Raw genomic sequence first — 21,726 nt, 5'->3', positions numbered from 1 at the left:
GTATTCTCAACATGAACCACAAGCTTCTCTCCACTCTGATTCTGGCCAGCACCGCGATGGTCGCGCAGGTGGCTTCCGCGCACGACGGCACCATCACCTTCAACGGCCAGGTCACTGCGCAGACCTGCACCATCAACGGCAACGGCACCGGTGCCAAGGACTTCACGGTCACGCTGCCCAGCGTGTCGACTTCGGCGCTGGCCGCTGCAGGCCAGACCGCCGGCCGCACCGCCTTCAACATCGCCCTGAGCGCCTGCACGCCGGACTCGGGCAACGTCCACACCTACTTCGAGCCCGGCCTCACCACCGACGGCGCCACCGGCAACCTGAAGCTGGACGCTGGCGGCGCCAACAACGTCCAGATCGGTCTGCTGAACGGGGACTTCACCCCGATCAAGGCGGGCTTCGCTGACGCTTCGCAGAATTCCAAGCCGGTCTCGATTACCGGCGGATCGGCGACGCTGTCGTACTACGCGCAATACGTCGCCAACGGTGCGGCTGCCGGCGCCGGCGCTGCCAACTCGAGCGTGCTGTACACGCTCGTCTATCAGTAATAGTAGGCCACACGCAGGCGCACCACCGGCGCGCCTGCGTCCCATCTTCTTTTTTTCTTCTCAAATTCCCCAGATCCAGCGAGAGCCAACCCCATGATGATTCGAAGCTTCAAGACCTCTTTGACCGCCGCCGTCCTCGCACTGGGACTGGCCGCTGCACTGCAGGCGCAGGCGTCGGTCGTCATCGGCGGTACGCGGATCATCTACAACGCCAACGAGCGCGAGACGACGATCAAGCTCAGCAATGAAGGCAAGTCGCCTGCGCTCACGCAGACCTGGATCGACAAGGGCGACCCCAAGGCCACGCCCGCCAGCATCGACGTGCCGTTCAGCGTGACGCCTCCGGTGGCGCGCATCGACCCCGGCAAGGCCCAGACGCTGCGAATCATCCATACCGGCGAGGCGATGCCCCAGGACAAGGAGTCGGTGTTCTGGCTCAACGTGCTGGAAGTTCCTCCCAAGCCGACGGCCGAGGAAGCCGAAGTCAACAAGCTCCAGATGGCCTTCCGCTCCCGCGTGAAACTGTTCTATCGGCCCGCGGGCCTGAACGGCAGCGCGAACGAGGCCCCCGCGCAGATCCTCTGGCGCCTGGTGCAGTCCGCCAATCGGCCGGCACTCGAAGGGCGCAATCCCTCGCCCTTTCACGTGTCCTTTTCTTCCATCGAACTTGCAGCAGGCGGCAAGACCGCGCGCTTCGACGATGGCGGGATGATCGCCCCGGGCGAGACGAAAGTCTTCCCGCTTTCGGGCGACGTTCCGCAAGGTCCTGACGCCAAGGTGCGCTACCAGGCCCTCAACGACTACGGTGGCGCCGTCACGAACGAGGCGCCACTCGACGCGCGGGCCTCCTCGCCCGCCAAGTAGGGCAGCACCGGGCCACGCCCGGTTCTCCTCCCCTTCCAGCCTCCCCGATCTCGAACATGCCGCATGCGCCGGCAGGGGGTGCTTCGTCCCATTTTTCGCTACGACATCCCGATGCAGACATTCAAGAATCAGACTTCCCGGCGGTTCCGGCTGCGCCCGACGAGCGCGCTGGTGCTCTCGTTGTGCGCAAGCGCCAGCGCCTGGGCTGATTCCGGCGCTGCGCCGGCTTCCACCGTGGTGGCCCAGGTCGAATTCAACGACCTCTTCCTGCAGCAGCCCGGCGGCGCACAGATCGACTTCAGCCGCTTCAGCAAGGGCAACGTCCCGCTCGCGGGCAGCTACCGCGTCGAGCTCTACGTGAACGAGGCCTGGCTCGGTCGCTCGGAAGTGGCGCTGCGCCAGGTCGGTGGCGACAGCGCCAACGTGCAGCCCTGTTTCGATCGGGCGCTTCTGGAGCGCATCGGCGTCGACCTCAACAAACTCGTCCCCGAGGCTGGTGCGCGCCTGGATGCCGGCGGCGCCACCTGCATCCCGCTGTCGGAACTGGTGGCGGACGCCACTGCCGCGTTCGACAACGGCGAGCAGCGGCTCGACATCACCGTGCCGCAGATCGCGATGTCGCGCTCGGTGCGTGGCTATGTCGACCCGAAGTACTGGGACGACGGCGTGACGGCCGCCCGGCTGCAATACAACGCCAGCACCTATCGCGCGGAAAGCGGCGGCCAGTCCCACACGCAAAGCTACATCGGCCTCAATGGCGGCATCAATGTGGGCGCTTGGCGCTTTCGTCACAGCGGCAGCCTGACGAGCGGCGATCCGTCGGGAACTCGCTACCAGAGCATGCAGACCAACGTGCAGCGCGGCATCACCTCGATCAAGAGCCAGCTGGTGCTGGGCGATTCCTTCACCGACGGCACCGTGTTCGACAGCGTGGGTTTTCGCGGCGTGCAACTGGCCAGCGACGACCGCATGTACCCGGAGTCGCAGCGCGGCTACGCGCCGACCGTGCGCGGCATCGCGAGCAGCAATGCACGCGTGCAGATCCGCCAGAACGGCAACATCATCTATGAAACCACGGTGGCGGCCGGCGCCTTCGAGATCAACGACCTCTACCCGACGGGCTATGGCGGCGATCTCGAAGTCGTCGTGACCGAGGCCGACGGCCGCGTACGCATCTCCAAGGTTCCCTACGCGGCTGCGGTGAACGCCCTTCGACCCGGCGTGACGCGCTACAACGTCACCGTGGGCCAGTACCGCAATACCAGCGTGCAAAGCACGCCGACGATGGCCCAGGCCACCATCCAGCGCGGCTTCACCAACTTGGTGACCGGCTACGGCGGCGTCTCGCTGACGCAGGGCTATGCGGCCGCCGTGGCCGGTGCGGCGCTGAACACCAACTATGGTGCCTTCGGCGTCGACGTCACCCACGCCAGTACCCGCCTGCAAGACCAGCCCGACCGGAACGGACAAAGCCTGCGGCTGAGCTACAGCAAGCTGATCGAACCGACGAACACCAACCTGACGGTGGCGGCCTACCGCTATTCCAGCCGCGGGTACCTGAGCCTGTCCGACGCCGTGGCGCTGCGCGACCTGGAAGACCGCGGCCTGAGGGGCGTCGGCAACGACGCCCAGCGCGGCAGGCTGCAGCTGGTCTTGAACCAGACCTTGCCCCAGGGCTATGGCTCGTTCTACGTGTCCGGCTCCACCCAGACCTACTGGAATCGCAGCGGCACCGACACGCAGTTCCAGGTCGGCTACAGCAACAGCTACAAGCGGCTCAACTACGGCATTTCCGCGGTGCGGGAGTACAACCCGGCCGCTCGCAACTGGGACAACCGCGTGATGCTGAACTTGAGCATTCCGCTCGGCACCGGCGCGCGCGCTCCGTATTCGACGACCAGTCTGCAGCGCGTCCAGGATGGGGGCACCAGCGTCCAGCAATCGGTGACCGGAGCGCTGGGCGAGGACAACGCCTTCACCTACGGCCTGAGTGCCGGCCACAACGGCAGCGGCGACGGCAATGGCGCCGCGGGCAGCACGACCAGCGTCGGCGCCAATGTCGCCTATGCCTCCCCGATGGCCGCGGTCACCGCCAACGCCAGCAAGAGCAGCACCTATTCGCAGGTGGGCGCCGGAGTTGCCGGGACCGTCGTGGCCTACGCCGGCGGCGTGGCCTTCACGCCGAGCATCGGCGAGACCATCGCGATCGTCGAGGCCAAGGATGCGGCCGGCGCGCGCATCGCCAACGCCAGCGGCTTGCGGGTGGATCCGTGGGGCCGCGCGATCGTGTCGAACCTGACGCCGTTCGCGAACAACCAGATCGAGATCGATCCCAAGGGCCTGCCCGTGAACGTCGAACTCAAGGCCACCGAACAGCGCGTCGCGCCGACCTCGGGCGCGGTGGCGCTCGTCAAGTTCGATACCGACAACACCGGCCGGGCGGCGATCATCCGCGCGACAACCGGCGACGGCACCCCGCTGCCGTTCGGCGCCGAAGTGTTCGATGCCGAAGGGAACAACGTGGGCACCACGGCGCAGGCGGGCCGGATCATTGCGCGCGGCCTCAAGAGCGACAGCGGGACCCTGACGGTGCGGTGGGGGGCGGACGCGAATTCGACCTGCTCGCTCGGCTATGCGCTGCCCGCCGACGACGCCCGATCGACCTCCTATGCAACGGTGGATGCCGATTGCCGATAGCTCACATCTTCCGAAAGAACTGAAATGAAACGATCAGCACGACTCACCGCCCGGTGCGGACTCGGCATGGCCTTCATGCTGGTGGGGCCCGCCCTGATGCTCCTGTCGACCGGTGCACAGGCGTGGACCACCTGCACCGGCGCCGCGAAAACCGAGACCATCTCGATGCCGATGGCCGTGACGGTGCCGCGCGACGCGCCGGTCGGCACCAAGCTGACCGGCTGGACCTCGAGCCCGGCCACGCAGAACTGGTACACGTGTTCCGCCACGGTGCAGGAGATGATCGGGACCGGCATCTCGTCCCTGGTGACGGAAGTTTCGGGGACGACCATCGTGGACAGTGGACAGACCTACCCCGTTTTCAAGACCAGGCTGCCCGGCGTGGGTATCGCCATGAGTGCCAAGTCCTATGCCAACGGGTGTGGCTGGGGCACCACCCCCTGGCTGCCGGTGCCGGCGACCGGCAAGCTGGGGCGGGCCTGCAACTACCTCGAGCTCTCGCCGAATGGCGGACAGGTCCGCGTGATGTTGGTGAAGATCGGAGCCATCACCCCAGGGCTGGTCAGCGCCGGGCCGGTCGCGCAGGGGCATCTCTATGCCAACGGCGCTTATGACACGAGGTGGCCGATCACCATTGCCAGCACGGCCACGCAGGTCTCGGTGCTGTCCTGCTCGACACCCGATGTGCTCGTGGATCTCGGCTCTCACAAGTCGTCGGAATTCAAGGGGCCGGGGACATTCACCTCGATGACCGGATTCAATGTCGCATTGAAGAGCTGCCCTGCCGGGATGAACCGCGTCAACTACCAGATCGACGCGGTCACGCCGATCTTGAACGCGGCCAGGTCGGTGGTCGCGCTGAATTCCGGCTCGGCCGCCACGGGCGTCGGCGTGCAATTGCTCGACGGCTCGGGCAACGTGTTTCCGCTTGGAACGCCCAAGAGCCTCGGCGGCTACAACACCAACACGGGCGGCGACTACGCCATCCCGTTCAATGCGCGCTACTACCAGACCGGTCCGGCCGTGGGTGCGGGAACCGCGAACACCGCCATGACGTTCACCATGAGCTACGAGTGAGTGGGCTCCCGGGCGCCCCTCGTTGTGTGCGGTAGTGAGACGAGGCCTGCCTTCAGTCGTAGGCGACGGTCAGTATGGCGGCAGGTGTCGTGCCGGCAGCAGCGGTGGACTTCATCGCGACCGAGAGTGTGCCGCCATGCGGTCCGAGATGACAGCCGCTCGCGGTGAGGGGTGTCCCGCCGGCACAGCGCAGTGCGACGGGCAGTGGGCCCAGACCGTCTGCGCGCACGCTGGCGCTCAGGCTGCGGATGCTGTTGAAGCTGATCTCTGCCCCGGCCGTCGACGTCGAGTAGCTGGAGTCCAGCGGCGCGGGTGCCACCCGAATCTCATAGGGAGGCTCGACGATCGCACCCACGAATGTGATGGTCCCGCCGGCCACAGCGGGGATCGCGCAGAGCGAGACCGCGGAGAACACTGCCAATCGGGAGAAAAACGCGCTGCGTCGTGCCATGTCGAGCTCCTTCTTGAAACGCCGCCGCGGCAGCCACCATGGCGCCGCGCGACATTGATGTTTCAAGTGGTTACTCTACGCGCAATGTCGACACATTTGTGTTGAATGTTGAATGTGTGCAGACGCCGCGAAAAAGCAGGACGAATGTGGACGCTGGCCTAGAGCGCCACGCTGCCGTCAATGCAGGTGACCGAATCTCCACCCACCCAGACCAGGCCATCCGCATCGCGCGTGACATGGACGCGCCCCGCGCGCCCCAGGGTCTGGCCCTGCGCGGCGATGTAGTTTTGCGGCAGGTGGCCGTCGGCGATCAGCCACTGCGCGAGGCTGGCGTTGAAGCTGCCGGTGACCGGGTCCTCCTCGATGCCGACCGGCGCCGCGAAGGCGCGCACCTCGACGTCGGCCGGCGCTTCCTCGGAACGCGCGAAGGCGCGCGCCTCGCGGTTCGAGCGCGCGATCAGCTGGGGCGAATCGCCCGCTGTCGGGATGCCCGCGACACCGACCTTCTGGCCGAGTTCGCGCAGCGCGCGATGGTCGGGCTTGAGCGTGAGCACCGTGTCGGCGTCCTTGAGCAGCAGGCCGAGCCACACGGGGCCGTTGTCGAGCAGCTGCGCCGCGACGATCTGTTGGGCCTTGAGGCCGAGCGCCGCGGCAATCTTGGCCAGCAGGGTCGGACTCGGCGCGCTGCGCTGCAGCGGCGGCGAGGAAAAAGCCAGGCGCTCGCCGTCGCGCCGGATCTGCACCAGGCCGACGCCGCACTGCTGGACGATGCGCCCGGCCGCCTTCGGCTTGCCGCCGGCCTGCAGCCACGCATGGCAGCTTCCGAGGGTGGGGTGGCCGGCGAACGGCAGCTCGCCGCCGGGCGTGAAGATGCGCACGCGGTAGTCGGCCGTCGGCTCGGTGGGCGGCAGCAGGAAAGTGGTTTCCGACAATTGCGTCCAGGCGGCGAAGCGCTGCATCGCTGCATCGTCGAGGCCGGTGCCGTCGAGCACCACCGCGAGGGCATTGCCGAAGTAGGGCGTCGACGTGAAGACATCGACTTGCTTGAAGGGGCGGGCTTTCATTGGTTTCATTCGAGAGCGAGGTCGAGCACCCCGCGCGCGCCTGCGCGGCTGCGCAGGTCGGCGAACCAGCGCTCGACGTGGGGCCAGGCGGGGCGCGTGTATTCCGTCTGCGGCAGGCCGAACCACCGGTGGGCCTCGCAGCCGACCGGAATGTCGGCCATGGTGAAGGCGTCGCCGAGCATGAAGGCGCGCGTGGCGAGGTGGGCATCGAGCAGGGCGAACAGCGGCTCGGTGGCGTGGACCGAATAGGCGATCACCTCGGGCTGGCGCTGCGCCGCCGGCGTGCGCACCCACTGCTTGAAGGCGCCACCGCTCACCGGGTTCAGCGTCGTCTGCTGCCAGTCCATCCAGCGTTCGGCACTGAAGCGTTCGGCCAGTTCTTCGGGATAGAACTTGCCCATCGAATGCTTGGCGCAGAGGTAGCGCACGATGACGTTCGATTCCCAGAGCGTCACGCGCTGCTCGCCTTCGCCGTCGTCGATGGCCGGCACCATGGCGTTCGGATTGAGCTGCAGGTATTCGGGCGTCTGGACCACGCCGAACCGGCCGCCGGCCTCGGTGCGCTGGAAGTCCAGGCCGAGTTCCTGCGCGCACCACACCACTTTGCGCACGTTGATGGAGCTGATGCGCCCCCAGATGTTGAGCATGTCAGAGTCCCTTCGAGGGGCGGTCGATCAAGAGAAGTCGCAGCGCGAGCCCGAGCATCACCGCCGCCAGCAGGCCGCGCTGAAAACCCGCGGCGCCGCGCCGGCGCTGCAGCCAGCGGCCGATCTGGCCGCTGCACGCACCCAGCACGGTGTTGAAGACCAGGCCCGCCAGCGACAGCGTGATGCCGAGCAGCAGCAACTGTAGCGGCACGTTGCCGCGCGAGGGAGTGACGAACTGGGGCAGGAACACCATGAAGAACAGCAGCGCCTTCGGATTCACCAGGTTGTTGAGCCAGGCCATGCGCACCACGCGGGCGAAGTTCGTGGCGTCGGCGCGGGCCTGCTGGCGCGTGTCGCCGGAGCGCAGCGCCTGCCACGCCAGCCACAGCAGATAGAGCGCGCCGGCATAGCGCAGCAGGTCGAAGGAGGGCGGCCATGCGGCCACCAGCGCCGTGATGCCGGTCGCCGCGCACAGCGTGTGCACGAGATCGGCCGCGGCGATGCCGAGCCCGGCGGCGAAGCCCGCGCGCGGACCCAGCGCGACCCCGTGCGACAGCACGAAGGCCATGTTCGGTCCGGGCGAAAGGAACAGCGCCAGCACGGCCAGCAGGAACAGCAGCAGCGTGTGGCTGTCGATCATGGCGTCTTGTCCTGGTGGCCCTGGCTCACTGGGCGCTCGCGGCCAGCTGGCGCTGCACCTCGGCGGCCGCGTTGTGCGCCAACTGCTCGCGCACGGCCTCGGCCAGCGCGGCGATCGCGGTGTCGATCTCGTCGACGCTGGCCGTCACGAACGACAGCCGCAGCGTGCGCGGATCGCCTTTGCCCGCATAGAAGGGCGCGCCCGGCACGAAGGCCACGCCGCGCTCCACCGCCTTGGGCAGCAGCGCGACCGTGTCCACGCCCTCGGGCAGGCGGACCCACAGGAACATGCCGCCGGAAGGCTTGGCGAACTCGACCTCGAGCCCCTTCATCTCGCGCGTGAGCGCGGCCAGCATCGCTTCGCACTGGCGCTTGTAGAGCGCGCGGATGGTCGGCACGTGGCGCCCCAGGAAGCCGTCCCTCATGACCGCGTGCACCATGCGCTGGGTGAAGATCGGGGTGTGCAGGTCGACCGCCTGCTTGGCTTGCAGCAGCTTGGGGAAGATCGCCTTGGGGGCCACCATGAAGCCCAGCCGCAAGCCCGGTGCGAGCACCTTCGAGAAGGAACCGAGGTAGATGCAGCCCTCCGGGTTGCGCGCGGTGAGCGGCAGTGCCGGTGCCTCGTCGAACCACAGTTCGCCATAGGGGTTGTCCTCGACGATCGGCAGGCCGGCCGCGGCCGCCGCGGCCGACACCGCGGCGCGGCGCTCCTCGGTCATGGTGCGGCCGGTCGGATTCTGGAAATTGGGCAGCAGGTAGATGAAGCGTGCATCCGCGGCCTTGGCGACCAGGTCCGCGACGATCACGCCTTCGCTGTCGCTGGCCACGCTGACGGGCTCGGGCTCCATCGGTGCGAAGGCCTGCAGCGCGCCGAGGTAGGTCGGGGTCTCGACCAGCACGCGGCTGCCGGGGTCGAGCAGCACCTTGGCGACCAGGTCCAGGCCCTGCTGCGAGCCGGTGGTGATCAGCACCTGGGCGGGATCGACCGGCCAGGGCAGCATCGCCGCCACCGCTTCGCGCAGCGGGCCGTAGCCTTCGCTGGCGGCGTATTGCAGCGCGGCCGGGCCGTCGTTGCGCAGCACGTCGGCGCAGGCCTCGGCGAAGGCGCTGATCGGGAAGGTCTTGGGCGACGGCAGGCCACCGGCCAGGCTGATGATGCCGGGGCGCTCGGTGACCTTGAGGATTTCACGAAGCACCGAAGGATTCATCTTTTCGGCGCGGGCGGCGAGTTTCCATTTCATGTCTGGCTCCTTGAGGATGGGGTGCGTATGTCTATCGGGTGGCCGCCACGGCGACGGCCGGGACGCGCGGTTGAGAGAGCTTCTTGCCCAGGACCACGGTGGCCACCACGGCCCCCGCGAACCCGAGCGTGACGATGTCGAGTGGCTCGCCGAGCAACGGTACCGCGGCCAGGATCGAAAGAAAAGGCTGCAGCAGCTGGGTCTGGCTCACGCGCAGCGCGCCGCCCATCGCGAGGCCGCGGTACCAGGCGAAGAAGCCGACCCACATCGAGAACACGCCGACATAGACGAAGCCGACCCAGGCCGAGGCGGCGACCGGCTGCTGCGGCCAGAGCCACAGCGTGCCCGGCAGCGTGACCGGCAGCGCGAGCACGCAGACCCAGCAGATCACCCGCTCGGCGCCGAGCGCCGGCGTGACCTGCGCGCCATAGATGTACCCCAGCGATGCCGCGAAGACGGCACCCACCAGCAGCACGTCGGCCCATTCGAAACCGAAGCCGCCCTGGCTGTCGGCGCGCAGCAGCGAAAACGCGACGACCAGCAGGCTGCCGGCGATGGCGCAGAGCCAGAAGCCCAGGCGCGCCCGCTGGTGCAGCACCCAGGCCGCGCAGGCCGCGGTCACCAGGGGCAGCAGCGCGGTGATCACCGCGGCGTGGCTCGCGGTGACCACGCGCAGCGCGTAGGCCAGCAGCAAGGGGTAGCCGACGGCATTGCCGAGCACCGCCATGCCCAGCGGCTTCCAGTGCTGGCGCTGCGGCCTCGGCGAACGCGTGGCAAGCAGGAAGACCACCGACAGCACGCCGGCCAGCGCCGCCCGCCCGAGCGTCACGAACCAGGGCGACAGCTGCGGCGCAGCCTGCGTGCCGGTGGCCAGCCGCGTCATCGGCAGCGTGACCGCGAAGAAGGCGACGCCGAGCACGCCGAGCCACATGCCGAGGGTCTCGTCCTTGATCTTCATATTCAGATGCCCACCATCCACCAGGCGGTAAGCGCCAGCACGGCCGCCATGGCGCGGTTGAACCACAGCAGGCGCCGCCCCTGGGCGAGCCAGTTGCGCAGCAGCGCGCCGGCCAGCGCATAGGCGAAGTTGCTCGCGAAGGCATAGACCAGCATCACCGGCGCGACGATCGCGAAACGCCGCCACGCATCGGGTTGGCCGGCGATCCAGCCCGCCACCAGCGTCAGCGCCAGCAGCCAGGCCTTGATGTTGAGGAACTGCAGCATCACGCCCTGCCGGAAGCCGACCCGCAGCTGAGCGCCATCGGCCTGGCCGAGCGAGCCGCTGCCGCTGAGCTTCCAGGCCAGCCAGAGCAGGTAGGCGATGCCGAGCGCCTTGATGACCCCGCGCAGCGAGGGCGCCGCGACCACCAGCGCCCCGATGCCGGCCGCGCACAGCGCGAGCAGCAGGCTCCAGCCGACCGGCACGGCCCACACGAAGCGCATGGCGCGCGACAGGCCGCCGTTGGCAGCGAGTGCGGTCGACAGCGTGGTGTTGGGGCCCGGCGAGAAACTCATCGCCGTGGCCAACACCAGCAGCGCAGTGAATTCTTGCCAGTTCATGGGACACACTTTAAACTGATGACCATTACAGTACAGATACAGATTATCGAACATGAGGGGCGTCTGTATCGGTCCGTGCATTGACACAGAAACCCCGACGCGCATGCTGACACGAACTTCCACCCAGTCGCTGACGGCGCAACTTGCCGGCCGATTTGCCGAGCGCATCCGCGACCGGCTGCTGGCGCCGGGCGCGCGCCTGCCCTCGGTGCGCGAATGCGCGCGCCAGCAGGGCGTGAGCCCGCACACGGTGGTCGCGGCGTATGACCAGTTGCTCGCCCAGGGCCTGGTCGAGGCGCGTCGCCAGCGAGGGTTCTATGTGCGCGACTCGGGCGCGGCCGGCGCTCCGGAGCCTGCGAGCACGCGTTCGGCACCGGCCCAGCCGCCCGTGCAACTCGTGGCGGCCGATGCCAGCACCCTGATCCGCGGCATGTTCCATCGGCCGAGCGACAAGCCCCAGCCCGGCATGGGCGTCTTCCCGCCCGACTGGCTGGAGTCGACCTTCATGCCGGCGGCGGTGCGCCGCGTCACCAGCACCAAGGCATTGCAGGAGTTCTCGCTGCAGTACGGCGAGCCCGCCGGCGACAGCGGCCTGCGCCGCAGCCTGTCCACCAAGCTGGCCAGCATCAACGTCCCGGCCACGCCGGACCAGATCGTGACCACGATCGGCGCCACCCACGCGCTCGACATCGTGAGCCGCACCCTGCTGCGGGCCGGCGATCCCGTGATGGTCGAGGAGCCGGGCTGGGCGCTCGAGTTCGCGCGGCTCGAGGCGCTCGGGATGCGCATCCTGCCGGTGCCGCGCAAGGCCGACGGTCCCGACCTGGAGGTGATGGAGCGCTACTGCACTGCCGGGGAGGGCCACAAGCCCAAGCTCTTCGTGAGCGTGAGCGTGCTGCACAACCCCACCGGCTACAGCCTCACGCCGGGCAGCGCGCACCGCGTGCTGCAGCTCGCCAACCGGCATGACTTCCATATCGTCGAGGACGACACCTACAGCCACCTCGCGCCCGAGCACGCCACCCGGCTCAGCGCGCTCGACGGCCTGCAGCGCACCATCTACGTCAGCGGTTTTGCCAAGATCCTGGCGCCCAACTGGCGCATCGGTTTCCTCGCCGCCTCGCCGGCGCTGGTCGGCCGCCTGCTGGAGACCAAGCTGCTCGCGACCCTGACCTCGCCCGCGCTGTTCGAGCGGGCGCTCGCCTGGTGCATCGACCAGGGGCAGCTGCGCCGGCATGCGGATCGGGTCCGCGTCAGGCTCGATGGCGCGCGCGGCCGCACTGTCAAGCTCGCATTGGCCGCCGGCTGCACGCTGGCTTCGGAGCCGGCCGGATTGTTCGGCTGGGTCGACACCGGCGTCGACACCGACGCGCTGACCCAGCGCATGCTCGACGAGGGCTACCTGCTGGCGCCGGGCTCGCTGTTCCATGCCAGGCGGCCGCCGACCACGCTGATGCGGATCAACTTCGCCACCGCGCAGGACGCGACCTTCTGGAAGGTGTTCGCGCGGGTCAGGGACAAGCTCTGACGGCGCCGCGGAATCAAAGCAGCTTGTCGGGCGCCAGTGGGCCGAACAGTTTCAGCAGCAGCCGCAGGCCGGCGCTGGTGTCGGGCTCGGTGGTGGCATCTTCGAGCCGGCTGCCTGCGGGCGCGCGCCAGACCAGATGGCCCTCGTTCAGCTCGACATGCCATGCGCCTTCACGCAGCGCCGCGTCGATCCTGTCGGCAGCGATGCCCGCGAGCGAATCGCTGCGCACCAGCACGGCGATCTCGGTGTTCTGCAATTGCGATCGCAGGTCGAGGTTCATCGATCCGACCACCAGGAACCGGCCGTCCATCACCAGCACCTTCGAATGCAGCATCGAGCGCGACTCGCCGGCGATGTTGCGGCCCGAACCGCCGAAGGCGCTGCCCAGGCCGGCCTGTTCGCTTCGCAGTTCGTAGAGTTCGACGCCCATCGCGAGCAGTGCCTCGCGGTGCCGCGCATAGCCCACGTGGGCCACGGGCGCGTCGTTCGAGGCCAGCGAATTCGTCAGGACGCGAACCCGCACGCCGCGCGCCCGGGCCGCGGCGAAGGCCTGCTTCATGTCGGGCCCCGGCACGAAATAGGGCGAGATGATCAACAGGTCGCGCCGTGCCTGCCCGATCAATTGCAGCAGCCCCTCGACCACCGTGTCGCCGTTGGCCGCCGCGTCGGCCGCCGCATCGAGCGTGCCGGTGCCCGGGGCGCGTCGGGAGCGACCGGTGCGCTGCGTCACGGTCAGCCCGGGGTCCTTGCCTGTGCCGACGGCGGCGCTCCCACCGTCGGGCGCAACCTTTGCCGGCTTGTCCGCCAGCACGACGGCCGGCGCCCAGACAAACGCCGCACTGCCCAGGTCCATCGGCTTTTCGTCCCAGGCACGTGCGCGCGGTTCGCCATCAGGCGCAGACGATGTCCCGGACGGGGCCTGCCGATCCTGCTTCCCTGCGTCGGTGGCGCTCGCCTGGTCGCGGATCTTGTCGAGTTCCTTGCGCGTCACCAGCGACTGCACCGGGTAGGCGCGATCGCTGTTCCAGTAGCTGTCGAAGCTGCGTGAGAGATCCTGCACGATCGGCCCCGTCACCAGCAGGTCGAGATCGATGAAATTGCCCTTGCTGTCCTTGCCGAAGTAGGCGTCGCCCAGGTTGCGCCCGCCTGACACGGCCATCGCGTTGTCGGCGATGAACAGCTTGTTGTGCATGCGCTGCTGGAGGCGCGACGCGTCGTCGAGCGCGTTGAAGGCCCGCCCCAGGGTCGACCCGCGGGCCCCCGCGAGCGGATTGAACATCCGCATCTCGACATGGGGCACGAAGGCCATGCGCATCACCAGGGCGTCGCGTCCGGTGCTGTGGAGATCGTCGAGCAGGATCCGCACGCGCACGCCGCGTCCTGCGGCGTCGCGCACGGCGGCGAGCAGGCGGGCGGTGCTGGCGTCGGCGTGGATCGCGTAGTACTGGAGGTCCAGCGTCTTCTGCGCCGCCTCGGCCAGCGCCAGCCTGCTGCCGTAGGCGGCCTGCGGGCCGTCGAGCAGCAGGAAGCCGGACTCGAAGCGCGCGCCGGCGGCCTCGCGGCGTTGCCGCACGAGATCGGCGAGTGGCGTGCCCGCGGGAGAGGCCAGCGCCGAGGAGGCCGGCCGCTCGACATTCGCAGGCAGTTCCGCGCAGGCGCCCAGGCACAGGGCGAAGGCCAGCGCCCCACCGAATCGGCGCAGCAGGGCAGTGGGGCGCCCGAGAGCGTGATGGAAGGACATGCGGCGAGGGGAAGGCCTGGACAGCGGCTTATATAGCGCGCCGCGGGCCTGCCCCACGTCGGACAAGAACCCCGTTAGCGCGTGGCTCCCAGCGCTTCCCAGCGCTCCAGCGCGGCCATCAGCTCGTCGTCGATGCGGGCATGGCGCTCGCCGAGTTCGGCCGCACGGGAGGCGTCGCTCGCGTAGATCGCGCCGCCATCGAGTTCGAGCGTTTCCGTGATCCGCTTCTGTTCTTCCTCCAGCTCGGCGATCTGCGCCGGCAGGGTTTCGAGCTCGCGCTGCTCCTTGTAGCTGAGCTTCCTGCGGGCCGCGGCGGGCTTGGCGGTGCTGGTCGCGGGCGCCGGTGCGGTGGCCGGTGCCGGCACCGGCGGCGCGGCCGCGGCGCGCTGCTGCGCGATCTCGCGCGCGCGCTTCGACTGGATCAGCCAGTCCTGCACGCTGCCTTCGTATTCGCGCCAGCGGCCATCGCCCTCGAAGGCGATCGTGCTGGTCACCACGTTGTCGAGGAAGGTGCGGTCATGGCTCACCAGGAACACCGTGCCGTCGTAGTTCTGCAGCAGGTCTTCGAGCAGTTCCAGCGTGTCGATGTCGAGGTCGTTGGTCGGCTCGTCGAGCACCAGCACGTTGGCCGGCCGCGCGAACAGTCGCGCCAGCAGCAGCCGGTTGCGCTCCCCGCCGCTGAGCGAGCGCACCGGCGAATGGGCACGCGCCGGCGAGAACAGGAAGTCGGCCAGGTAGCTCTTCACGTGCTTGCGCTGGTTGCCGATCTCGATCCATTCGCTGCCCGGACTGATGAAGTCCTCCAGCGTGGCGTCGAGGTTCAGCGCGTTGCGCATCTGGTCGAAGTAGGCCACCTGCAGGTTGGCACCGCGGCGGATCTTGCCGCCATCGGGCTCGAGCTCGCCCAGGATCAGTTTCAGCAGCGTGGTCTTGCCGGCGCCGTTGGGACCGATCAGGCCGACCTTGTCGCCGCGCAGGATCGTGCCCGTGAAGTTGCGGATCACCGTCTTGTCGCCGAAGGACTTCGAGGCTTCGGTCAATTCCGCGACGATCTTGCCGCTGGCCTGGCCCGAGGCCACATCCATGTTCACGCTGCCCTGCACCTCGCGCCGCGCCGAGCGGTTGGCGCGCATTTCCTGGAGCCGGCTGATGCGGCTCTGGCTGCGCGTGCGCCGCGCCTCCACGCCCTTGCGGATCCAGATCTCTTCCTGGGCGAGCAGCTTGTCGGCCTTGGCATTGATCACGGCCTCCTGGGCGAGCTGCTCCTCCTTCTGTATGAGGTACTGCTCGAAATTGCCCGGGTAGGAACCGAGCTTGCCCCGGTCCAGTTCGATGATCCGGGTCGCCACCCGGTTCAGGAAGCTGCGGTCATGGGTGATGGTGACTACGCTGCCCTTGAAATCGATCAGCAGTTGCTCGAGCCATTCGATCGAATCGAGGTCCAGGTGGTTGGTCGGCTCGTCGAGCAGCAGCACGTCGGGCGAAGCCACCAGCGCCTGCGCCAAGGCGACCCGCTTGCGCGTGCCGCCCGACAGCGAGCCGACGATGGCGCTGCCGTCCAGGTGAAGGCGATGCAGCGTCTCTTCGACGCGCTGCTCCCAGTTCCAGGCGTCGAAAGCTTCGATCTGCGACTGGAGCGCGTCAAGGTCCAGTCCGGGAGCGCCCGAGAGATACTGGTCGCGAACCGCGATCACCTCGGCGAGGCCCGCGCTCGCGGAAGTGAACACGTCGGCCTCCATATCGAGCACCGGTTCCTGCGCCACATAAGTAACGCGCACGCCTTGCTGGATCTGCAGCGTCCCGTCGTCGGGCTTCTCGAGGCCGGCCAGTATCTTGAGCAGCGAGGACTTGCCCGCGCCGTTGCGTCCGATCAGTCCGATGCGCTCCGATTCGATGAGAGAGAAGTCCGCATGGTCGAGCAGCGGGACGTGACCGAACGCGAGTTGGGCGTCGAGGAGTGTGATGAGTGCCATGTGGGCCCAATTATCGGAGCGAAGTGCCGGCGACTCATCAAAAGTGGCATATACTCGCAGGCTCGGCTGAAAACGCGAAAGCGTCTTCTGTCAGGCGGCCCGAAGGGGCTGTCGGGCAAGTCGAAAAAAAGCCGAAGCGAAAGAAAGCGAAAAAAGTTTGCCGGTTCTTAAAAAACCGTGTCATAATCGAAGGCTCCGCTGATCGCAGCGAAGCAAGCAAAACAAGAGATTGTTTTGACGGATCGTTAAAAATATACAGCCGATAAGCGTGGGCGTTTGAGGCGAATGGCTAAGTTCTTCGGAACAAAGTCTTCAAGACTTTAAACGCTCATGAGAATAGAAGTGAAGTTCACTTCAATTCCGTTTTTGTGAGTTTTGCTTGACCGCGAGGTCAGGYGCAAAATCAAGATCGAACTATAGAGTTTGATCCTGGCTCAGATTGAACGCTGGCGGCATGCCTTACACATGCAAGTCGAACGGCAGCGCGGGAGCAATCCTGGCGGCGAGTGGCGAACGGGTGAGTAATACATCGGAACGTGCCCAATCGTGGGGGATAACGCAGCGAAAGCTGTGCTAATACCGCATAAGATCTACGGATGAAAGCAGGGGATCGCAAGACCTTGCGCGAATGGAGCGGCCGATGGCAGATTAGGTAGTTGGTGAGGTAAAGGCTCACCAAGCCTTCGATCTGTAGCTGGTCTGAGAGGACGACCAGCCACACTGGGACTGAGACACGGCCCAGACTCCTACGGGAGGCAGCAGTGGGGAATTTTGGACAATGGGCGCAAGCCTGATCCAGCCATGCCGCGTGCAGGATGAAGGCCTTCGGGTTGTAAACTGCTTTTGTACGGAACGAAAAGGTTCTTTCTAATAAAGAGAGCTCATGACGGTACCGTAAGAATAAGCACCGGCTAACTACGTGCCAGCAGCCGCGGTAATACGTAGGGTGCAAGCGTTAATCGGAATTACTGGGCGTAAAGCGTGCGCAGGCGGTTATGTAAGACAGTTGTGAAATCCCCGGGCTCAACCTGGGAACTGCATCTGTGACTGCATAGCTAGAGTACGGTAGAGGGGGATGGAATTCCGCGTGTAGCAGTGAAATGCGTAGATATGCGGAGGAACACCGATGGCGAAGGCAATCCCCTGGACCTGTACTGACGCTCATGCACGAAAGCGTGGGGAGCAAACAGGATTAGATACCCTGGTAGTCCACGCCCTAAACGATGTCAACTGGTTGTTGGGTCTTCACTGACTCAGTAACGAAGCTAACGCGTGAAGTTGACCGCCTGGGGAGTACGGCCGCAAGGTTGAAACTCAAAGGAATTGACGGGGACCCGCACAAGCGGTGGATGATGTGGTTTAATTCGATGCAACGCGAAAAACCTTACCCACCTTTGACATGTACGGAATTTGCCAGAGATGGCTTAGTGCTCGAAAGAGAGCCGTAACACAGGTGCTGCATGGCTGTCGTCAGCTCGTGTCGTGAGATGTTGGGTTAAGTCCCGCAACGAGCGCAACCCTTGTCATTAGTTGCTACATTTAGTTGGGCACTCTAGTGAGACTGCCGGTGACAAACCGGAGGAAGGTGGGGATGACGTCAAGTCCTCATGGCCCTTATAGGTGGGGCTACACACGTCATACAATGGCTGGTACAAAGGGTTGCCAACCCGCGAGGGGGAGCTAATCCCATAAAACCAGTCGTAGTCCGGATCGCAGTCTGCAACTCGACTGCGTGAAGTCGGAATCGCTAGTAATCGTGGATCAGAATGTCACGGTGAATACGTTCCCGGGTCTTGTACACACCGCCCGTCACACCATGGGAGCGGGTTCTGCCAGAAGTAGTTAGCCTAACCGCAAGGAGGGCGATTACCACGGCAGGGTTCGTGACTGGGGTGAAGTCGTAACAAGGTAGCCGTATCGGAAGGTGCGGCTGGATCACCTCCTTTCTGGAAATAAAGCTGTTCAAGTTGAACGCCCACACTTATCGGTTGTTGGAAGATGTCGAAACATCGACATGGGTCTGTAGCTCAGCTGGTTAGAGCACCGTCTTGATAAGGCGGGGGTCGTTGGTTCGAGCCCAACTAGACCCACCATATCTTCCGATAGTCTCGTGAGGACCCGGGGGATTAGCTCAGCTGGGAGAGCACCTGCTTTGCAAGCAGGGGGTCGTCGGTTCGATCCCGTCATCCTCCACCACTTCAACACGAAAAAACATTCAACACCAAAGCTGCTTCGCAAGAGGCATCTTTGTTGTTGATCAAGATCTCTTGATCAATCGGCTGTTCTTTAAAAATTCATAGAGTCGAATTAGCGTCGCTGATGGAAACTGCACATTCGTAAAGGTTTAGTGCAGACCGTGCCATCAGCGACATGAATTTTTGATTGCGTCAATTATGAACTTCAATTTCGAATCAAATCGAAAGTATGAAGTACGGCATAACGCGCCAGGTGAAAGACCTGGCAATTCCTTGATTGATTTTGGTTTCTGTGAAGAAACGTCAAAGTTATAGGGTCAAGTGAATAAGAGCACGTGGTGGATGCCTTGGCGATGATAGGCGACGAAGGACGTGATAGCCTGCGATAAGCTTCGGGGAGCTGGCAAATTAGCTTTGATCCGGAGATTTCCGAATGGGGAAACCCACCTGAAAGGGTATCGCATGATGAATACATAGTCATGCGAGGCGAACCGGGTGAACTGAAACATCTCAGTAGCTCGAGGAAAAGACATCAACCGAGATTCCGAAAGTAGTGGCGAGCGAAATCGGAAGAGCCTGTTAGTGATAGCACAAGACTTAACGGAACAGTTTGGAAAGACTGGCCATAGCGGGTGATAGCCCCGTACGTGAAAAGACCTGTGTGGTACTGAGCTAACGAAAAGTAGGGCGGGACACGAGAAATCCTGTCTGAATATGGGGGGACCATCCTCCAAGGCTAAATACTCATCATCGACCGATAGTGAACTAGTACCGTGAGGGAAAGGCGAAAAGAACCCCGGGAGGGGAGTGAAATAGATCCTGAAACCGCGTGCTTACAAAAAGTAGGAGCCTCGTAAGGGGTGACTGCGTACCTTTTGTATAATGGGTCAGCGACTTACATTCAGTGGCAAGGTTAACCGAATAGGGAAGCCGTAGAGAAATCGAGTCCGAATAGGGCGATCAGTCGCTGGGTGTAGACCCGAAACCAAGTGATCTATCCATGGCCAGGATGAAGGTGCCGTAACAGGTACTGGAGGTCCGAACCGACTAGTGTTGCAAAACTAGCGGATGAGCTGTGGATAGGGGTGAAAGGCTAAACAAACTTGGAAATAGCTGGTTCTCTCCGAAAACTATTTAGGTAGTGCCTCAAGTATTACCGTCGGGGGTAGAGCACTGTTTTGGCTAGGGGGTCATGGCGACTTACCAAACCAAGGCAAACTCCGAATACCGACGAGTACAGCTTGGGAGACAGAGCACCGGGTGCTAACGTCCGGACTCAAGAGGGAAACAACCCAGACCGCCAGCTAAGGTCCCTAAAATTGGCTAAGTGGGAAACGAAGTGGGAAGGCTAAAACAGTCAGGATGTTGGCTTAGAAGCAGCCATCATTTAAAGAAAGCGTAATAGCTCACTGATCGAGTCGTCCTGCGCGGAAGATGTAACGGGGCTAAGCCAGTTACCGAAGCTGCGGATTTGCAATTTATTGCAAGTGGTAGGAGAGCGTTCTGTAAGCCTGTGAAGGTGCGTTGTAAAGCGTGCTGGAGGTATCAGAAGTGCGAATGCTGACATGAGTAGCGTTAAAGGGGGTGAAAAGCCCCCTCGCCGTAAGCGCAAGGTTTTCTACGCAACGTTCATCGGCGTAGAGTGAGTCGGCCCCTAAGGCGAGGCAGAGATGCGTAGCTGATGGGAAACAGGTCAATATTCCTGTACCGATGTGTAGTGCGATGTGGGGACGGATCTTAATAGGTCATCCGGGTGTTGGATATCCCGGTTTAGTGGGAAGTAGGCGATGGGTAGGCAAATCCGCCCGTCATATACCGAGGCCCATGATCGAGCCAGCTTGCTGGTGAAGTGACTGAACGAGGTTCCAGGAAAAGCCACTAAGCTTCAGCTACACACGACCGTACCGCAAACCGACACTGGTGCGCGAGATGAGTATTCTAAGGCGCTTGAGAGAACTCRGGAGAAGGAACTCGGCAAATTGACACCGTAACTTCGGAAGAAGGTGTGCCCTATTAGTGTGAAGTGAACAACGGAGCATGAATGGGTTGCAAAAAATCGGTGGCTGCGACTGTTTATTAAAAACACAGCACTCTGCAAACACGAAAGTGGACGTATAGGGTGTGACGCCTGCCCGGTGCTGGAAGATTAAATGATGGGGTGCAAGCTCTTGATTGAAGTCCCAGTAAACGGCGGCCGTAACTATAACGGTCCTAAGGTAGCGAAATTCCTTGTCGGGTAAGTTCCGACCTGCACGAATGGCGTAACGATGGCCACACTGTCTCCTCCTGAGACTCAGCGAAGTTGAAATGTTTGTGATGATGCAATCTCCCCGCGGAAAGACGGAAAGACCCCATGAACCTTTACTGTAGCTTTGTATTGGACTTTGAACAGATCTGTGTAGGATAGGTGGGAGGCTTTGAAGCAGGGTCGCTAGATCTTGTGGAGCCAACGTTGAAATACCACCCTGGTGTGTTTGAGGTTCTAACCTAGGTCCATTATCTGGATCGGGGACAGTGCATGGTAGGCAGTTTGACTGGGGCGGTCTCCTCCCAAAGCGTAACGGAGGAGTTCGAAGGTACGCTAGTTACGGTCGGACATCGTGACGATAGTGCAATGGCATAAGCGTGCTTAACTGCGAGACTGACAAGTCGAGCAGATGCGAAAGCAGGACATAGTGATCCGGTGGTTCTGTATGGAAGGGCCATCGCTCAACGGATAAAAGGTACTCTGGGGATAACAGGCTGATACCGCCCAAGAGTTCATATCGACGGCGGTGTTTGGCACCTCGATGTCGGCTCATCTCATCCTGGGGCTGTAGCCGGTCCCAAGGGTATGGCTGTTCGCCATTTAAAGAGGTACGTGAGCTGGGTTTAAAACGTCGTGAGACAGTTTGGTCCCTATCTTCCGTGGGCGCTGCAGATTTGAGGAAGCCTGCTCCTAGTACGAGAGGACCGGAGTGGACACACCTCTGGTGTATCGGTTGTCACGCCAGTGGCATTGCCGAGTAGCTAAGTGTGGAAGAGATAACCGCTGAAAGCATCTAAGCGGGAAACTCGTTTCAAGATGAGATCTGCCGGGGCCTTGAGCCCCCTAAAGAGTCGTTCAAGACCAGGACGTTGATAGGTCAGGTGTGGAAGCGCAGTAATGCGTTAAGCTAACTGATACTAATTGCTCGTGCGGCTTGACCCTATAACTTTGATCTATACGATCAAGGCTGTTATGCCAAGTTGACGCATTCAACAAATTCGATGCCAAAAGCATCCAAAGCTAATTCCAGACTCTATGAATTCGTTGCCTTGACTTGAGTCAAGGTGACAACCCTTTATGCCTGATGACCATAGCGAGTTGGTCCCACTCCTTCCCATCCCGAACAGGACAGTGAAACGACTCAGCGCCGATGATAGTGCGGGTTCCCGTGTGAAAGTAGGTCATCGTCAGGCTCTTACAGCCCCAAATAGCCCAGCCCCTCAAAAGGCTGGGCTTTTTGCGTTTGG

At 63.8% G+C, this 21,726-nt stretch carries 14 protein-coding genes, 2 tRNA genes and 3 rRNA genes; 10 read left to right on the top strand and 9 right to left on the bottom strand.

Annotated elements, in window-relative coordinates; all coding sequences use genetic code 11:
• Positions 1-11: 11 nt before the first annotated feature.
• From AB4Z46_RS32895 to AB4Z46_RS32880, 4 genes are all read left to right on the top strand, one after another.
• Positions 12-554: a fimbrial protein gene (locus AB4Z46_RS32895; protein ID WP_442287761.1), complete on the top strand. Its 543-nt coding sequence runs from the start codon at positions 12-14 to the stop codon at positions 552-554.
• A 96-nt stretch (positions 555-650) separates the two neighbouring features.
• Positions 651-1,418 carry a fimbria/pilus periplasmic chaperone gene (locus AB4Z46_RS32890; RefSeq protein ID WP_442287769.1) on the top strand — a complete coding sequence of 256 codons (768 nt, stop codon included), beginning with the start codon at positions 651-653 and terminating at the stop codon, positions 1,416-1,418.
• A 111-nt stretch (positions 1,419-1,529) separates the two neighbouring features.
• A complete protein-coding gene (locus tag AB4Z46_RS32885; RefSeq protein WP_442287760.1) occupies positions 1,530-4,115 on the top strand; it encodes a fimbria/pilus outer membrane usher protein in 2,586 nt (861 codons plus the stop codon).
• Positions 4,116-4,139: 24 nt separating this feature from the next.
• A complete protein-coding gene (locus AB4Z46_RS32880; RefSeq protein ID WP_442287759.1) occupies positions 4,140-5,192 on the top strand; it encodes a fimbrial protein in 1,053 nt (350 codons plus the stop codon).
• A gap of 52 nt (positions 5,193-5,244) precedes the next feature.
• Here the strand turns inward: AB4Z46_RS32880 and AB4Z46_RS32875 are convergent, their stop codons facing one another.
• From AB4Z46_RS32875 to AB4Z46_RS32845, 7 genes are all read right to left on the bottom strand, one after another.
• The gene (locus AB4Z46_RS32875) at positions 5,245-5,643 is read right to left on the bottom strand and encodes a hypothetical protein (RefSeq protein WP_442287758.1); all 399 of its coding nucleotides are present in this window, start codon (positions 5,641-5,643) and stop codon (positions 5,245-5,247) included.
• Positions 5,644-5,801: 158 nt separating this feature from the next.
• Positions 5,802-6,707 (bottom strand): PhzF family phenazine biosynthesis protein, encoded by a 906-nt coding sequence (locus tag AB4Z46_RS32870; protein WP_442287757.1) that lies wholly within the window; start codon positions 6,705-6,707, stop codon positions 5,802-5,804.
• Positions 6,708-6,712: 5 nt separating this feature from the next.
• On the bottom strand, positions 6,713-7,354 hold the full coding sequence (locus tag AB4Z46_RS32865) for a glutathione S-transferase family protein (protein WP_442287756.1): 642 nt from the start codon (positions 7,352-7,354) through the stop codon (positions 6,713-6,715).
• 1 nt (position 7,355) lies between these two features.
• Complete coding sequence (locus AB4Z46_RS32860; protein ID WP_442287755.1) at positions 7,356-7,994, bottom strand: LysE family translocator; 639 nt, start codon at positions 7,992-7,994, stop codon at positions 7,356-7,358.
• A gap of 25 nt (positions 7,995-8,019) precedes the next feature.
• Positions 8,020-9,234, bottom strand: coding sequence for an aminotransferase-like domain-containing protein (locus AB4Z46_RS32855; protein WP_442287754.1), 1,215 nt, complete (start codon positions 9,232-9,234; stop codon positions 8,020-8,022).
• 31 nt (positions 9,235-9,265) lie between these two features.
• Positions 9,266-10,192, bottom strand: a complete 927-nt coding sequence (locus tag AB4Z46_RS32850; RefSeq protein ID WP_442287753.1) for a DMT family transporter — start codon at positions 10,190-10,192, stop codon at positions 9,266-9,268.
• 2 nt (positions 10,193-10,194) lie between these two features.
• Complete coding sequence (locus tag AB4Z46_RS32845) at positions 10,195-10,794, bottom strand: LysE family translocator (protein WP_442287752.1); 600 nt, start codon at positions 10,792-10,794, stop codon at positions 10,195-10,197.
• A gap of 103 nt (positions 10,795-10,897) precedes the next feature.
• On the opposite strand from AB4Z46_RS32845, the gene AB4Z46_RS32840 reads away from it, so the two are divergent.
• Positions 10,898-12,322, top strand: a complete 1,425-nt coding sequence (locus AB4Z46_RS32840) for an aminotransferase-like domain-containing protein (RefSeq protein WP_442287751.1) — start codon at positions 10,898-10,900, stop codon at positions 12,320-12,322.
• Between the two features lie 13 nt (positions 12,323-12,335).
• On the opposite strand, the gene AB4Z46_RS32835 is transcribed toward AB4Z46_RS32840, so the two are convergent.
• On the bottom strand, positions 12,336-14,063 hold the full coding sequence (locus AB4Z46_RS32835; protein WP_442287750.1) for a phospholipase D family protein: 1,728 nt from the start codon (positions 14,061-14,063) through the stop codon (positions 12,336-12,338).
• Positions 14,064-14,137: 74 nt separating this feature from the next.
• On the bottom strand, positions 14,138-16,036 hold the full coding sequence (locus AB4Z46_RS32830; RefSeq protein WP_442287749.1) for an ATP-binding cassette domain-containing protein: 1,899 nt from the start codon (positions 16,034-16,036) through the stop codon (positions 14,138-14,140).
• Between the two features lie 411 nt (positions 16,037-16,447).
• Here AB4Z46_RS32830 and AB4Z46_RS32825 point away from each other — a divergent pair.
• The 5 genes from AB4Z46_RS32825 (at position 16,448) to rrf (ending at position 21,672) form a co-directional block, all read left to right on the top strand.
• A 16S ribosomal RNA gene (locus tag AB4Z46_RS32825) occupies positions 16,448-17,982 on the top strand.
• A 70-nt stretch (positions 17,983-18,052) separates the two neighbouring features.
• Positions 18,053-18,129: transfer RNA gene (locus AB4Z46_RS32820), tRNA-Ile, on the top strand.
• A gap of 27 nt (positions 18,130-18,156) precedes the next feature.
• Positions 18,157-18,232, top strand: a tRNA-Ala gene (locus AB4Z46_RS32815).
• Positions 18,233-18,546: 314 nt separating this feature from the next.
• Positions 18,547-21,421 (top strand): 23S ribosomal RNA (locus AB4Z46_RS32810).
• Positions 21,422-21,559: 138 nt separating this feature from the next.
• Positions 21,560-21,672, top strand: a 5S ribosomal RNA gene (rrf, locus tag AB4Z46_RS32805).
• The 16S, 23S and 5S rRNA genes sit together here with 2 tRNA genes alongside, the layout of an rRNA operon.
• The last annotated feature ends 54 nt before the right edge of the window (positions 21,673-21,726 follow it).

It is taken from the genome of Variovorax sp. M-6 (assembly GCF_052114385.1).
GTDB lineage: Bacteria > Pseudomonadota > Gammaproteobacteria > Burkholderiales > Burkholderiaceae_C > Variovorax.
Note: the sequence above shows the minus strand (reverse complement) of the source record. Positions and strands in the feature narration are given on the sequence as shown.